This is a genomic window from Acinetobacter lwoffii (assembly GCF_024129595.1).
Lineage (GTDB): Bacteria > Pseudomonadota > Gammaproteobacteria > Pseudomonadales > Moraxellaceae > Acinetobacter > Acinetobacter lwoffii_O.
In genome coordinates, this window is sequence record NZ_JAMXXS010000021.1 from 39,523 (window position 1) to 54,741 (window position 15,219).

The following is a 15,219-nucleotide window of genomic DNA, read 5'->3' on the forward strand; positions in this document are numbered from 1 at the left end:
GCTGAATTTTAGCAACAATCTATTCAGCTATGATGCATTTTTATAAAACTCAACGTGGGATCGAGGTGCTACAGGATCGCTCCATCCCACTGACCGCACGCCAACGCCGCTTACTGGTTCTGATCGGCAGCCAGGATTTCAACTTATTAAATGATGGCTTAAAACAACAGCTTGCTCCTGCCGAACTCTTAGATCAGCTTTATGCCATGGATTTAATTATTCCAGCTGAAACGGGCGAGGTAGCCATCAGTCAAAAGCAGGCTGATGCAAGAACAGATACAAAAGTTGACCTGGCACACTCCGAGATTCACCGATCGTTGGACTCATCGATAGCAGCAGCTTCTGCGACAAAAGAACTCCATCCTGAGATGGAATCCATTAAAGTAGCGCAGGACATTCCATCTGCTGAAACGGATTCAAGCCATGCAAAAAAGCTGCCTGAACTGCAACCTATGTCTTTTGAAGACCTTAAATATATGATGATGGAAAGCTTACAAAAATATTGTGGCTTGATGGCCAAGCAGCAAATTCATCAGATTTTACAGGCGCCGGATACGCGCAGTTTAAAACTGTGCCAAATGCAATGGATCACGTCCCTTCAGGAAAGCCGTATTGCTCCCCAAGAATTGAATCACATTCTGAAGCAGATCAATTTTGCTTTAGATCAATTGCAATAAAATGAAGCGCCTGAATAAGAACATCTTAGTCTTTTAAACTCTTAAATAAGTGAGTTTAACAATGAGGCAGCTTTAATTATTCAAGATAACTAATTGGTTATTTGATATATTTATATTTAAGCAAAATTTAAAGCTCGAAATATCCGACTTAAGCGTGATAGAAAAAGAATTATAATCCCGCCATATAGTGAGCATAGACATCCGATTGGATCATGTATATGTCACATTATTTAGAATTCGATGCGTTCGATAATCCCATGCAACTGAGTAAAGTTGGCAATTGGGTAATTACCTTTTTAAGTCCGGTTGAAGAACTGCAATTTGTGCAACTGGCGATCACCTATGTACTTCCCCGCCAGATCAGTGACAGCTTGCAACCGCGCCGTGTGTTGATTCAAAAAAGTCCCCTTGAGCATCATTGGCTGATTCAGGCCATTGAATGTTTTGACAGCACGACTTGTCAGGAAATTTCTTTAAGCCCTGAGCATACAACTGCACAGCAAACTTTAGCGCAGATTCTAAAAGAATTTGAAAAATATGATGTGAATTTGCAGCTTAAACAGATTTAAATACTTGCTCACTCCAGCGAGCTTTTTTATTGCTATGGGAAATTTCTTCGGCCAATCAAGGCTCACTATCACGTTGTCTTCTCTTAGAGATTGAATCAGCTTCTGATTATAGCTGCACACATTAGCATCCAAGCTAGCAAATACCAAAGTATAAAAAACTCACCTAAATGGTGAGTTTTTTAACTACTGAATCGGTGATTTCGGATAAATAAGTTCAATTTTTTTCTACCTATCTGAAGTTCACTGATTAAATTATTCGACAACGCGATAAATATTTGAAGATTTTTGGCTTTCAAACAACAACTCAATACTCGGCAGAATCGTTTCACCATCTACCACGATATGTTCAATTTTTTTGACCAACTCAGCTGCATGATGAGTGTTGTGCTCTGCAAAGGAACGCAGCATCGCTTTCGCCTCAGTCACTTGGCTAAATTGATCTTTCACCTTGATATCAATTATCTTTGACATTTTTCCTTCCTCTCTCATTATCCAATTTTCAGTTTTTTATACCATAATTAGCCAAGCGATTAATCTTCAAGATGTTAGCGAATTTGGCAATGTAAACTTTTTTATCTGAATGGATTATAAGAAAAAGAATATTAAACTTAATGAATTGTGCAGACATTAAAAAAGCTCGCATTTCTGCGAGCTCTGTGTTGGATGGCTAGTGCTAGATTTATTGTCTGGTGATAAACATCAAACTCAACTAACTGTCATTGATCCGTCCAACTTATCGGTAGCGTCTTATTGGTTTTACGACCTACCATGAGTTCAATATAACAGTATTTTTTTAGCCAACAATACTCTTTTACACTTCTAAAAGAAGACTTATACAAGATTCCAATTGTCATTTTTTTAAAGCAGATTAGAATATTTCTGACTTGTCTTACGAAGAATTTTGCATTCATATCATCTTTATCTAATTTATTGATTTCTAGAAAAATACCTTATTAAGCATACAACTTCCCGTTGCATAGACGGCTCAATACTCTCGTTCATAATCTCAATAAGCGCTTTAAAATTTAAGTTGGAATATGATTTTTTATAAATAAAAAATACTTCCGGAAAAGGACGCAATATTCAAAGAAACTGCTGTCATGAATCGATACGACTAATTTTAAAATGATTATTTTTCAAAAAATGGCGACAATTTAATCTCCCATCAATGTCAATTAACCATATTTTTGTCTTATTATTCAATAACTTAAATGAGGAAATCAAAATTATTCAATTGATTTTCTGAACGTTAAATACCATATTTTTATTTGCAGCATAGTCAAATATTCAGAACCTTACTCAGCTTTTCAAATTCACCCTATTTACAGCCAAGCGACCTATAAATTCTGAATTTGATCGAAATAAAAACTCCCACCTAATGGAAATTTAATTTTATATCAACCTTAAACATTGAATATAAATGCAATACAATGCTCATAAATACATCGAGATATATCTAATTTTTTATGTCAGCTAATAATTTTAGGAAATACCTTGATCTCAATTTAAGGCAGTTAATACTTTTATTGGCTATTTTTAGTGTGTCTAGCCTTTTTATTATTTCTCTCATTATTAGCTATCAGATCGTAAAAAATCAGTTAATCGACAATTCTCTTGCCTTAAACTCTGATCATGCACATAAAATTGCATTAAGCACAGACAACCATTTTAGAAATATGCTTCTTGAGCTGGACTATAGTGCCAAGATATTAGGTCAAGACTTTAATAACAATGAGCTAAGAGAAGCCGAGGTCAATAAATTAAAATATCAGTCTGAACACTATAACAGTGTTGTGATCAGTGACACCCAAGGCAGACTGATAAACTTTTCCCCTAATATTCTGCATATTGATAAAAGCAAAATACAACATACTCAAGGGATTATTGACTCTCTTCATAAAAAATCGACTTATATATCTTCGCCCTATTTTTCTGTGCAAAAAAATATGATTGTGTTTATTTCTCAACCTATTTTTGACAAGTCAAATCACTATCAGGGCTTCATCGGTTCAGCGATTTATTTAAAAGAAAAAAATGTAATTAATCAGCTTCTAACCACTTATAAAAATTATAAGAATAGTTATATGTATGTGATTAACAATGAAAATAAAATTATTTTCCATCCCGATCGTGAAAGAATCGGTCAATTGGCCAGCAATAATACTGGTCTGGAATATATGCATGCGCATAAAAATGGTCAAATTCGTTTAATCAATAGCCAGGGCACTGATAATCTGGCGGGTTTTTCTCATATTCCGACTTCAAACTGGATCGTGGTTTCCCAACAACCCACCCATGATTTACTTAAACAGGCAAATTCTATCCTTTATAAATTAGCCGCAGGATTCTTTTTATTTTATCTGCTTGTTTTTTATATTGTATGGCGACTGTCTGACTCTATCTCGGCCCCGTTGAACCAACTGGCAGATATGGCGAGTTTACTGAATCAGGCAGAAATCGGCTCAAAAATTAAGAATATCCAGCCCTGGTACTATGAGGTCACAAAATTCAAGTTAGCCCTACTGCTCAGTGTTCGCAAATTTTCGCAACAAATGAGCAAGATGGATCATCATATTAATACAGATCCTTTAACCGGCTTGATGAATCGTCGTGGTTTGAATTATGTCATGACTCAAAACATGAAAATGAACATCCCTTTTTCAGTGCTTCTGATGGATGTTGATCATTTTAAAAACATTAATGACAATTACGGTCATGATCAAGGTGATGTTGTCTTAAAGCATATTGCCAAGACGATGCAGCAAAAATTTCGTAAAGATGATATTTGCTGCCGCTACGGTGGTGAAGAATTTATCATTATTATACCGAACAGCAATCTCACTGAAGTTTATGAAAGCGCAGAAAGGTTCAGAAAAGAAATTGCAGGTAAAGAGATTCAGGACATAGGTCACATTAGCATTTCGATTGGTATTGCTTCTTGGCCAGACAGTTCTAAAAATATTCTAGACGTTTTGAAAATTGCCGATAACAATCTTTATCGGGCGAAAGATGATGGCCGTAACTGTGTGCGTTACTAATTTGATTTATTTTTCAGATTTATAGATTAAATAAATGGTGCGCTCAGCGGGGATAGAACAATACCCTGTAAGCCATATATAGCAAGGCTTTGCCATTTATAACTATTGCTTTGTATCCTCTCATGTATCCTCATTTCTGAATGTACCCCCCTTTTTTATATCCTTAAAGCTACCTGTCTATTTTATTTTTCAGGTTTCCGATTATTGTGGCATGGGTAAGGTGCGCGCTGAGGGATTCTGCTCCTCTATTTAGTGGATCAGGTGAGGGCCAGATTATAAAGCTCCTCAATTTTATGGAGCTTATGCAGCATGTCACTTTTGATGACCCTTTTTGGCTTCCACTTTTTGGTGGGACTTAAATTCACACTAACCAACTTTGGGTAGGTTGATAGAATTTCAGATTTTAAATCCGCATCTCAAATGCTGAATTAACTTGGCCGTCCAAGTGGCTGATTAAGTAGCTTGGTCGCGTTTTAAATGTGAGCAAGTTTGCTCATATCCTCAAATTGAGTGAATGCTCCTGATCCGTCCGCCATTGGCGGTTATACCTGATCTGCTACTACACTTTAAATGTAGTTAAGAGATGCCCCCAAAGTTGGGGTTATCTTTGTGAGTGACTGATAGGCACATGCAAAACTCACTTTTGAGGTCTGTCCATATTTGGATGCACCCACTCAACGCAATTTTTCGTCCAGTGAATACCGTTGCTCACTTTTGAGCCTTGCTTTTAAAACATGGATTCAACCAACGCAATTTTGCTTATATCCCCCAGTGGGGGAAATGGTCCCGATCCGAAAACTCTCGGAACGCTAACTACACTTAAAGTGTAATGAAAAGAAATACCACCTGGCCAACACCAACCCAATAGCTGGATGGTCAAGATAACCATGCAGATTCAGCTATCATGGAAATCATGACAACAGAATAAACAGCTTTAGATCGGTGCAGTCTAATTAGGCGAAAACGCTTCTTTCATAGGGTTTGTTTCGCAAATGCTGCTTTATACCAAAAACGAGCTTTAGATTGCTTTAGATTCATGCAGTCTAATTAGATAAAAGTATCTCTTTCATAGGGTGAGTTTCACAAAAGACATAAATGGAATAATTACCCCCTGTTTTGTCGTTCTACGTCGTACAAGAAAAGAAGAAATTAGTTATACGGCACGCCGTTGATTTACCTTGACAACACCCCACCAAAAACACCCTAAAAACTATGTAAAAGCCTTATCAGATAAGCATTACATCTATTTTATTAAAATTGCATTTCGTCTAGGTACGTCTAGCAAAATCTTGCAGGACAAGAGCTTTATATTTGTTGGACAAGGTACTGATAGAAGCACCTATAAAAATACACTCAAACCCAAGCCATACAAGGCATACGGCGTTTTACTTAGATATGCTGTTTGTCATGCTACGTCCAACAAGAAATATGGTTTTGTCCTGCTACGCCCTGCTAAATTTTGCTTTACAGGGTACTTGTAAGAAATGCCACCTATGCCAATTACAGCAAGGCATACAGGGATTTAATAACTTTGATTTCGTAAAGCTACGTAAAGCAAGAATCCTAAAATTATTCTTTACGGCGTTTAATTGAATTACCTTGATAGGCCACCAGTAGAGAGACCATCAAAATAGCTTCAAAGCTATATGTAGAAAGGCTTACCACTATTTTCAAGGAATCCCATTCCATCAAGGTACCCCCCCTTGTTTTGTATAGCTACGTAAAGAATTTTGACCTTAATTTCTTGTTTTACAGCACCACATGAAAAAGACTATCAAAACCACACTCAAACATTGTAATACCAAAGTCTACGCCGTATTTAGTGAATACCTGTCTCGTAAAACTACGTAAAACAAAAATGCCCCTATTTAGGGGCAAATTTAAAGACAACTAGACTGATTAGGCGTATAGGATTCTTGTTTGAGCAGACCTGCTTAGATTAACAAACATATTGTTCTTATCAACTGGTTCTACGATCAATCCCAAGTCTGCAGCGACCTGTTGAGCATGTTCACCGATTTTGTAGAAATCAGTGTTCTCTACTATGCCTGTATCTACCTTGCTTTTTAATGAAGATAGCATTTCATTCAAAGTGCTTATCACGTCATAAAGCTTATGTGAGCTTACTTCATCGCTAATAATGGCATCATCCTTGGTGGACAAATCGCCCAAATAGTAGGATGAGTATTTGAATAAGTCTAAGACTAATATTGCCGTATTATTGAATAAGGTAAGGAATCTTGAATTCTCTGTACTTTCTAAATATTCCTTGAACACTCGCTCTATGGAGCCCTCAAATTGATTCATTACATTTAAAAGAATAGACTCATATCTATCCTGCTGATCAGATCCGATCATATTTGCCCAACCGCATACTTGGTATTCGTCCCAGCATGTAAGGGATACTAGGTGCATAAATCCTTCCCAGTCATTCTTAAAGCTGCTTTTAGTAAGTAAATTTGGGCTTATTTTAAGTAATTGCTGGTATCCAAAAACATGGCAAAACTCATGAAATAAAGTATGAAGGAAATCGCTCATTACCCTATTCATATCCTCTTGAGAAACAGGTTCAGTATATTCTGTTAAAAAGTACTCCAGTCCAAGATATCTGCAGTTCACGACAATGTAATTTCGACTGTAATCCCTATCAATATTGGTAAGTGTCATTGCAATTCCCACCGCAGCGCCACTAGACGGGGCAAGGTGGTCATTAAAGGATTGTAGTTCTTGTAGGTACTCTTCATCCCCTATTGCAAAGGAAAGGCCTTCTAGAGTTGAGATATCGATAAGTTTCGAAAGCTCAAAAATAGATTTATTAAAAAATGGACTGAGTTGGTCTACTAATGATTGATCAAATCCAATTAGCTTGAAACTAAATCCTTCCTTTAAAGAACTTTTATTTTCCATTTTTCTATTTACTCTTTAGTAATGAGGGCAGTATCTAATTAATAAGGACCAGTCTAAAAGCTAAGCCTTCAAAATTACCCCAAGATTTTTTTATTGATATTGAATCTTATCAAGCAAAGCTTTCAGTGTAGTAATAGGTTCAGAAGCTACCCCTTTAACAGAATAAAAAGACCCTTCTCTATATCCATCCGAGATAGTTGATACACGATATTTAGCATTTTTCGCCTGTACTAATTGTTGCAGGTAATCGACTGGAATTATCGCTAACGCCGTAGTATTGGATAGACGCCCCTGTCTGCTCACTTTATTAGAAAGAATATCAACGTTAAATTCAGTTATATTTCCATCAATATTGAAGGCTACAGACTTAATATTCGTTGCTGCATCGCCATAAAAAATAGATAAACCTACATTTTTTGGCGCAGTGCTTGTCCATGTGCCCCCGAATGAAACAAAACTTAGAGCTGTTTTCTTATTATCTACCCATGTGCCATACGGTTTCACAAAACATATAGTTTCATTATTAAAGCCACTCACCTTGCATTCAGGCTCATATTTATTTTTAGCTTCAACCTGTACGGCGAACATTAATAAACAAATTACTAATATTTTTTTCATGTGAATACCCTCTTATAAATAAACACAAGATACTAATTCCCTGTCGAAAAAGAAACCAACTCACGCTGATTTCTTACTCACCTTCTTATACGCCTCATCAATAAACCGGTTATCCAGATCAAAGATGACTGCATTAAAAATATAACGCTCTACTGGCAACTCATACTGCTCACAATAAGCATTCAGATCAGCAATACTCAAGGCTAACGGTGTGCCTTGCTCGTATCTACGTGAGCGTGAAATGACGTTGTAGGCTTCGATTAAAGCATTAGCTGTGTATGAATATGCAGGTGGGTCTGGCAGTTCAACCCCTAATGCTTTACGAACTCTTACTTGGTGTTCGCTGAGTCCGGCATACTGGTTAAGGTATCGGTAGAGCTCTCGGACTTTCCCAAAACTTCATCTCGATAGCTGTTTGCTTCGGCCTGGATCTGGTCAGATTGCGCTTTCACAAAGGCCCAAATTGCCACCCCGATATCACCCATATTGAAAAGCTTAGTTGCGTTTTCAGGTGAGCATTCCGGTTCAATTTCTTTGTCATCTTCAACAAAGACAACACCTTTCCAGTCGGCTACCAGGTGACATGCGGCAGCTTCTAATAAAAGCTCATGATAAAGCTTGTCATCACTACCAGCAGTCGCCACATCATAGCCTTTCGATGACAGTTGATTCTGTGCGCGCTCAACCGCTACCCGGTAGGCCTTGTAGTCAGAGCCGCGAATCTTGAACTCTGCCAATACATTGCCCTTGCTATCTTTATATTCTTTCCAAAGAGCGACTTCTTTACTTTGTTGGATTGCTACTTTTAAGGTCATATTTATTCTCCAAGAAGGACTGCCCGAAGGCAGTTTATTTTTTACGATTAATCGGGTTTTTTTAAATCATTAATATGAAATTCAAAAATTTTTTCCACCATCTCACGACACAATTTTTCTTCCGGTTCGCGATTCTCGATCAAGTGTTTTTTCATTTCTAGTGTTGCTTGAAGATATTCGTCTTTATCAATTAAGCCCTTTTCATCTAAGAATTTCACTAAATTACCTATAAGTAATCGTGTAGCAGAGTCGCCTTCTATTGCAAACCTAGCAGTACTTTCTGCTATTGCTTGAGTTTCTTCATAATTCAATGGCATCTTCATCTTCCTTTTATTGCATTAGCTAACGGATATCCTTGGCGTAGATTTCTTTGAATACCTCGATCTACACCAGAATCGATTTTTTGATCTAATATTTTCCCTATAGTGACCATTAATTCACCATCCTGATTCGTCGAAGTTTCAACTTTCTCAGAAGAGTAATTATTGATAACCACTTTAGGTTGAATGACAGCTTTTCCACCAGAGCCACCCGAATTAATCGCATTCACAGCACCCATACCAACACGATGGGTATCTCTAACAGCATTAATACCAGCTATACCACCATTCGCATAACTACCATCTTTAATAGATTTTCTTAGCCCTTCAAAACCTTGCGGGCCACCAATGGCCATCATCTCCTCTTTAGTAAGAACACCCTCCCACTTATGAACAATGCCTGCCGGTTCATATTTACCGCCATAACCAGTGAACCCTCCTTCAGCAAAGCCTTTAGGGGTAGCAGCCTGAATCAATGAAACAAATGTTCCAGATTCTAAAGTTGCTATTGCAGCTGCAGCAGCCTTTTGATACCAAGTTCCTGGCTCATTCGCATAAGCATCAGATGCAGACTTCCAGACGTTCATGCCTGCCTGAGCAAGAGCAAATGATTGCTGTGCCGTATATAAAGCACGATATGCGGATGATGACTCACCAAGCATCGCACCGAACATTCCTGAAAGCGCGCCTGTTACTTGTTGACCATAACCAAGTTGAAGACTATAAGACGAAGCCTGATAATCGGATTCAATAGCCGTCATCCGGTCGTGATGCGCCTGCCAAATCGCTTCACGCTGAGCTGCAATCTCTTGAATATTGGCGTTAGGATCTTGAGCGGCCTGATCCACTTGATCCATCTGTGAATTAAATACATTCTGAGAACTATCAATTCTGCCAAATCGTTCTTGCTCTAACCGATATTGGTTGCCAGTGCCATTCATTTCAGCTTGGATGCCACCCCATTGCTGAACTGCATTATTTAACCGTCTGCGATTTTCTTCCTCTTGCAAAGCCTTGCTTAAGGCGATTTCACGCTGTTTCTGCTCTTGGCTTAACTTGGAGTTCAGGAGGATCTGCTCACGCTCCAAGCGATAACGCTCCTGCATGGCTGCTGTCTCAGACATGAGAGCTTCACGCATTTGAAAGAGGCGGGTTTCTTGTGAAAGCTTAATGAGGCCGAGTTCGTGATTACTTTGATCAACCATTGAATCCAAGCTGTATTGCTTGTTTGTGTCAGTCAAGTCTCGACTAGACAGGATTAATAGCCGATTAATTTTGACACGCTGATCTAGCTTTTCCTCTTCCGTCCACTGCCATTCATTCAGTTGATATTTAAGTTGCTCGGTGTATAACTCCTTTTCATACTTTGCGCGCGCTTCAGCGTTACCAATAAGGCCAGATGTATCTTCTGGGCTAAATTTGGCTTTGCGTATTTCAGCAATCTCTCTAGCAAGATCAAGTTCGATCTGTTTTTCTCGATGCGCACTCTCATAAACAAGCTGCTCACGTAAGTTGAATTGCTCCTCAGCTAAACGCTCCGCTTCTTTCTTACCTTTGTTCGCTTCAGACAAAGCTTCTTTGGCAGATTTTTTCTGTTTTGCTAGTGACTCGGATTGAGACTTGCTGTAAGCCTCGGCAGATTTTCTTTGGGCTTCGATATTACTAATGATTTTCTTTTGCTCAATAGTTACACCTATAATGCCTTTTTTCTCATTTTCACGATAAGCCTGCAAAAGCAAATCTGCTTCTTGAGCTGACCTGCCATGCTTTTGGATGATGGCGTTTGTAAACTCCAAATCCCATTGTTGGCTTTTTAACTTACCTGTGTACTCTGCCACTGCATCGGCTGCATTTCGAATGCCTCTTGCAGCATTATCTCCAGCACTGGCGTTTTGATTTAAAGAGTTGGTCATTGCATCAACAAATTGCTTCTGGTTTTTATATTCATTTCCAGAGGTGCGAACTTGACCTGCTAAAGCGTTAAACTTATCTTTTGAGTCTTGGCTTACAAATGAAAGCTTATTGATTGCTGCAGAAAACTTATCTAAATCACCTGTTCTCTTAAACTCAGCAATTAAGGCATTTACTTCCCGAGACTGCTCCCGAGTAAAGTCATTGTGTCGGCTCAAGGCATACGCATTGGTATTCAAATCGGTGGTTAATTCTTTATAACCTTCGGATAATTCAGTTAACTTTGCCTTTTCGGCTGCTTGCTGCCCGCGTTTCTGAACATCATCCAGCTCGCGGTATTTTTGAACAGCCTCTCCCACTGTCTCATTGTTTTCACGTAAAGAGGCTGTGGTTTTTTCCGAATTACCTCCAAGTAAAAGATAACCTGCTGCTACTGTTGCTACTGTAATACCGAGACCTACTGGTCCAGTCATAAAGGCTAAAGCGGTTCTGGCAGCACCTGCCAATGTTAATGAAGTTGTTGCGGCTGTTGCTTGAGCAGCACTATAAGCAGCTGTAGCTGTTGTAGTGTTTCTGGTAGCAATGTTGAGTGCTACTTCTGCCTGAGTCAGGCGCATTGTCGCAGCTGCACGTGCATCTCGGGTGGTCGCAGAATTTAACTCTAGTCTTGCTAGATGCACCTCTTGAGCAGCCAGGGCCATAATTTGGCGTGTGCGCTGAGCTTCAATACCAGCCAATTGAACTTGCGATTGCATTTCGGCTTGATCAGCCACACGACGAGCAGCAGAATCAACAAGGCTTTGTTTTACCGCAGCACCTTTTGTTAGTAATGCAGTAGTCACATATCCCAAACCCAGTGCTGCACCAGTATTGGCTACAGCGTCCAGATTCTCAGCCAAGCTACTTAGCCCGCCTGCCAACATGCCAGTCGCGCTTGTGGCTTCATTGGCCTTGCCTAGATAAACAGTGACCTCGTTAGACAACTTAGTAAAACCATCTGCAAGACTGTTTTCCATGCTATTAGCAAGTTTTTCATTTTCATCACGGGTGGCAATCAGTGTCTTAATCAAGTCGCTTAAAGATGCTTTGCCTTCAGCACCTAATTTTCGAATTTCGGCTTCGGACTTGCCTGTAGTTTTTGCCATGTCGGCAATAACATTATCTGCGCCAGTAACAATTGAAATCCATGCATCGGCATCAATCTTACCTTTTGCCATAGATTTAGAAAGCGAATCCATGGCTGATTGCGCTTGATCAGTACGCGTAGCATTGTGAGTAAAGCTAAAAGAAAGTGAGTCAACAAGATCAAGTGTTTCACTTGTGGATTTGCCGAGTGAGCGCATCCCGCCAGCCATGCTTAAGTAAACCTCTTGAGCCTCATTTAGCTGACGGTAGGTCGTATTCGCAGTTGCTAAGATTCGGTTTTGCACTAGATCATATTCGGCTGCATCCTTTGTTGCATTGCGAATGCGTGCTGCTTGCTGCGTATAACCATCAGCCATAGAAATGGCCTTATTGATAGTAAGTAGCCCACCCATATAGCCCACAAGGCTCTTAATGGAAGCGCTCATTGCAGTCATCTGAGTTTCAGCTTGGTCGCCTTTTTTGGTTAGGTTTTCTAGCCCGGCAGCCACCTCGTTTGTAGTCTTTAGAGCATTTCTTGAGTCGATGACAATTCTTAATTTAGATTCTTGAATCATTTAGCCCCCTCACCCATTTCTGAGTTCAGGCTAAATGCTGAAGTAACGACCCAATTAAGAATTTCTAAACCCAATTTCCCCATAAGAAATAGCTTTAAAGCATTCTCAGGCGAATAATTTACATTTACCACTTCACCATCCTCTTTAAAGGAGATGTTCTTCCAGTCTATAACTAGGTGATGACTGACTATCTCTGCAAATTGGTTGAAGAAGTCGACGGCTGATAGGTCTCGGCTTACAAGGGTTAAATTCACCATAGCCCATGAATATTCTGGATTGTTTAGCGGCTTAATTTTGAATCGTGCACTATCTTTTGAATTCTGGTCTTTAAAAACTAGCCATTTACTATGAGAGGTATTGCTCATGCTGCCACCTCATCACGTTCAGCTTTTTTAGCTTCTAACCATGATTCCAGTTCTTTCATATCAATAAAAACTGGAGATTGTTTTGAGTCGCCTAATTTAATTGGCTTTGGGAAGGAAGGGTCTTTAAGTTGTAATTTTCGTAAGCCATCACGGGAAAGGCTTAATAGCTTACAAACTTCATTGAGTCGTTTTAACATTGCTTACATCCTTTTGCATTTACTTGGGATGTACTCAATTATTCACATATTATTATTGTGCATAAGGACGCAAAATTATTTTGCGCTCCCTCTTTTAAAATAAGTTTTTGAATATTTAAGCATTATATTTAGTTCATTTTCATTTAATTTATCGAAAACCATGGTTCTCTTTAAGTTTTCAATAAATCTAGGTGAGTAAACTGTACTATTTTTCTGCCAGGTTAACTGATCCAGAAAAGGCATTTCCCATATTTCAAAATCTAGATAGTCGCTACTACTAATAATATCTAAATACAGCTTTTGAACACGGTAAATTGAGGAAAGAAATACAGGGTATTGATCCACATATTGAGTAACACCCAGCTTCCCTACGACTAACCCGATATGGGCCACGCTTTTGAACTCGGACCATGCTTGTTCAATTTGCCTAATACCTACTCTTTCAACTCCCCAATTTTCTGGGTCTTTTTGGGTAATCTCTAAATAGAAGTAATAAGCTTTCTGTAGACTTGGCTCTATTCCACTTATTTTCATTCTAATCATGGCTAATAATAAGTGTCCTGCAACAAAGGCAGGTTTTAAAATATAGCCCTTGTTTGGGGAGCGGTATTGATGTGCTAGGGGGGTAATGAGGGCCATTACTTCAGCATGATCTTTAAAAATTTTGGCTAAATTTATATCTTTAGACTCATCAAAAACACCTTCCAATATTTGCTTGGAGTAATATTGATTTCTTTTTGTGGCATCACTCGGATAAATTAGATAAGACGCTATCCTACTACTCACTGCATTATAAAAACACACCGAGCTAAACATTTGCATTTTCATAACTTTTCTATCATCCAGCCGCCATAAGCTGCTTATTATTTCCTAGATCTATTATACCTGGTATCTGGTTTTATGAGGTTCTAAAGAAGGGTTTTGTTGGGTTTGAACCTTATCATTTCCTAACGGGTACGCCGTATTAATGTCAGGTTTTGTAAGGTTCTAATACTTACTATCACTATTCTTAGTGAGTTATCCAGGATGAACCGGACGGCGAAATATGTCAGAAACGCACAGCAAATATGTCAGAAACGGACGGTTAAAAACCCCCAAATATGTCAGAAACGCACAATAAAACGTGTCAGAAACGCACAGTAGGAAATGTCAGAAACGGACAGTTTTCGGCTGTGTAACGGTAGACATGAGTATTTATTGATCTAATTTTCAGGCATTAAAAAAGCCCACTATTGTGAGCCTTTCTTTTTCTTCATATCTTCATTCAATTGTTCTTTAGCCCATCCGCTAAAATCATCCAGTTTATTAGCATAGGCCAATAGATCGGCATCGTGTGAATTCTCAATATTGAAGCTGCCTAGCTTTTGCTTGCGCTTTTTCTCATAGCGAGTTTTGGGCGTGTCGTTAGGCTTGTTCATGCAATGGCCTGTATATCGCCCCCGATATGCGGGCTTTTTTTATTGAATAAATGCTTCTTCCATAGGGTTTGTTTCACAAAAGCATTTCTTTCATAGGATTGTTTCGCAAATTGAAGAAATGTAGTGATTACATGCCGTCCTAATCTCAGGTTTTATCAGGTTTAATCGTTGGGTTTTGCTGGGTTCTAATTTCAAGTTTTATCAAGTTCAAAGGTTGGGTTTTGTGAGGTTCAATCTATCAGTGACGGCTAACCAGTCGGGGGGAGCTGATAAGTTCGGGGATAACATTAAACGGATACCACTCCCAACCGCACCAGCAAAAAATTCCGTTTGAGTTAAAATAATGTTAAAGCAGATACAATCAATATCATTATTTTAGAGCCTAAATAATTAAGCAAATGCATGGTGTTTTATGTCGAAAGGTAGCGTAGAGAATTATGGTTTTATAAGCATTAAGCAGCTTAATCTGAGAAGTTTATTAAGTGATGAATACCTGAAACAACATAGAAATATCAGCATTACTGCGAGTAATGACTACGGTCGGTTTAATCTGGACTTAACTCACTCAGCTTGTAACTACGGCGGTGTAAGATTTTGAACCGTACCGGGTTTGTCGGAGAGTCAATATTCTGAGAGACTACCCCGATGACAAAATTAAAATATACCCCTGAAATCAGAGAAAGA

Annotated in this window: 14 protein-coding genes; 3 read left to right on the forward strand and 11 right to left on the reverse strand. The window is 38.8% G+C overall.

What is annotated here, in order from left to right; genetic code table 11:
* Positions 1-29: 29 nt before the first annotated feature.
* Together NI466_RS10745 and NI466_RS10750 are read left to right on the forward strand one after the other, a co-directional pair.
* Positions 30-677 carry a hypothetical protein gene (locus NI466_RS10745; protein ID WP_180038767.1) on the forward strand — a complete coding sequence of 216 codons (648 nt, stop codon included), beginning with the start codon at positions 30-32 and terminating at the stop codon, positions 675-677.
* A gap of 218 nt (positions 678-895) precedes the next feature.
* Positions 896-1,246 carry a hypothetical protein gene (locus NI466_RS10750; RefSeq protein ID WP_253173535.1) on the forward strand — a complete coding sequence of 117 codons (351 nt, stop codon included), beginning with the start codon at positions 896-898 and terminating at the stop codon, positions 1,244-1,246.
* 252 nt (positions 1,247-1,498) lie between these two features.
* On the opposite strand, the gene NI466_RS10755 is transcribed toward NI466_RS10750, so the two are convergent.
* Positions 1,499-1,717 (reverse strand): hypothetical protein, encoded by a 219-nt coding sequence (locus tag NI466_RS10755; protein ID WP_005265756.1) that lies wholly within the window; start codon positions 1,715-1,717, stop codon positions 1,499-1,501.
* A gap of 995 nt (positions 1,718-2,712) precedes the next feature.
* On the opposite strand from NI466_RS10755, the gene NI466_RS10760 reads away from it, so the two are divergent.
* Positions 2,713-4,284, forward strand: a complete 1,572-nt coding sequence (locus tag NI466_RS10760) for a sensor domain-containing diguanylate cyclase (protein ID WP_253173536.1) — start codon at positions 2,713-2,715, stop codon at positions 4,282-4,284.
* A gap of 1,899 nt (positions 4,285-6,183) precedes the next feature.
* Here NI466_RS10760 and NI466_RS10765 read toward each other — a convergent pair.
* The 10 genes from NI466_RS10765 to NI466_RS10810 all read right to left on the reverse strand — a co-directional run bounded on the left by NI466_RS10765 (position 6,184) and on the right by NI466_RS10810 (position 14,535).
* Positions 6,184-7,191, reverse strand: coding sequence for a hypothetical protein (locus NI466_RS10765; RefSeq protein WP_253173537.1), 1,008 nt, complete (start codon positions 7,189-7,191; stop codon positions 6,184-6,186).
* A 90-nt stretch (positions 7,192-7,281) separates the two neighbouring features.
* Entirely contained in the window at positions 7,282-7,809 is a 528-nt protein-coding gene (locus NI466_RS10770) for a hypothetical protein (protein WP_253173538.1), read from the reverse strand.
* Between the two features lie 60 nt (positions 7,810-7,869).
* Entirely contained in the window at positions 7,870-8,010 is a 141-nt protein-coding gene (locus NI466_RS10775) for a hypothetical protein (RefSeq protein ID WP_253173539.1), read from the reverse strand.
* Positions 8,011-8,138: 128 nt separating this feature from the next.
* The gene (locus NI466_RS10780) at positions 8,139-8,624 is read right to left on the reverse strand and encodes a phage-derived protein YdaY family protein (protein ID WP_253173540.1); all 486 of its coding nucleotides are present in this window, start codon (positions 8,622-8,624) and stop codon (positions 8,139-8,141) included.
* Between the two features lie 47 nt (positions 8,625-8,671).
* Positions 8,672-8,941 (reverse strand): hypothetical protein, encoded by a 270-nt coding sequence (locus NI466_RS10785; RefSeq protein WP_253173541.1) that lies wholly within the window; start codon positions 8,939-8,941, stop codon positions 8,672-8,674.
* A 2-nt stretch (positions 8,942-8,943) separates the two neighbouring features.
* On the reverse strand, positions 8,944-12,555 hold the full coding sequence (locus NI466_RS10790; protein WP_253173542.1) for a tape measure protein: 3,612 nt from the start codon (positions 12,553-12,555) through the stop codon (positions 8,944-8,946).
* Positions 12,552-12,920 carry a phage-derived protein YdaY family protein gene (locus tag NI466_RS10795; RefSeq protein ID WP_253173543.1) on the reverse strand — a complete coding sequence of 123 codons (369 nt, stop codon included), beginning with the start codon at positions 12,918-12,920 and terminating at the stop codon, positions 12,552-12,554. The genes NI466_RS10790 and NI466_RS10795 overlap by 4 nt, the downstream gene beginning before the upstream one ends.
* Positions 12,917-13,117 (reverse strand): helix-turn-helix transcriptional regulator, encoded by a 201-nt coding sequence (locus NI466_RS10800; RefSeq protein WP_180081630.1) that lies wholly within the window; start codon positions 13,115-13,117, stop codon positions 12,917-12,919. The genes NI466_RS10795 and NI466_RS10800 overlap by 4 nt, the downstream gene beginning before the upstream one ends.
* A 75-nt stretch (positions 13,118-13,192) precedes the next feature.
* Positions 13,193-13,945, reverse strand: coding sequence for a hypothetical protein (locus tag NI466_RS10805; RefSeq protein WP_253173544.1), 753 nt, complete (start codon positions 13,943-13,945; stop codon positions 13,193-13,195).
* 401 nt (positions 13,946-14,346) lie between these two features.
* On the reverse strand, positions 14,347-14,535 hold the full coding sequence (locus NI466_RS10810) for a hypothetical protein (protein ID WP_253173545.1): 189 nt from the start codon (positions 14,533-14,535) through the stop codon (positions 14,347-14,349).
* Positions 14,536-15,219: the final 684 nt, after the last annotated feature.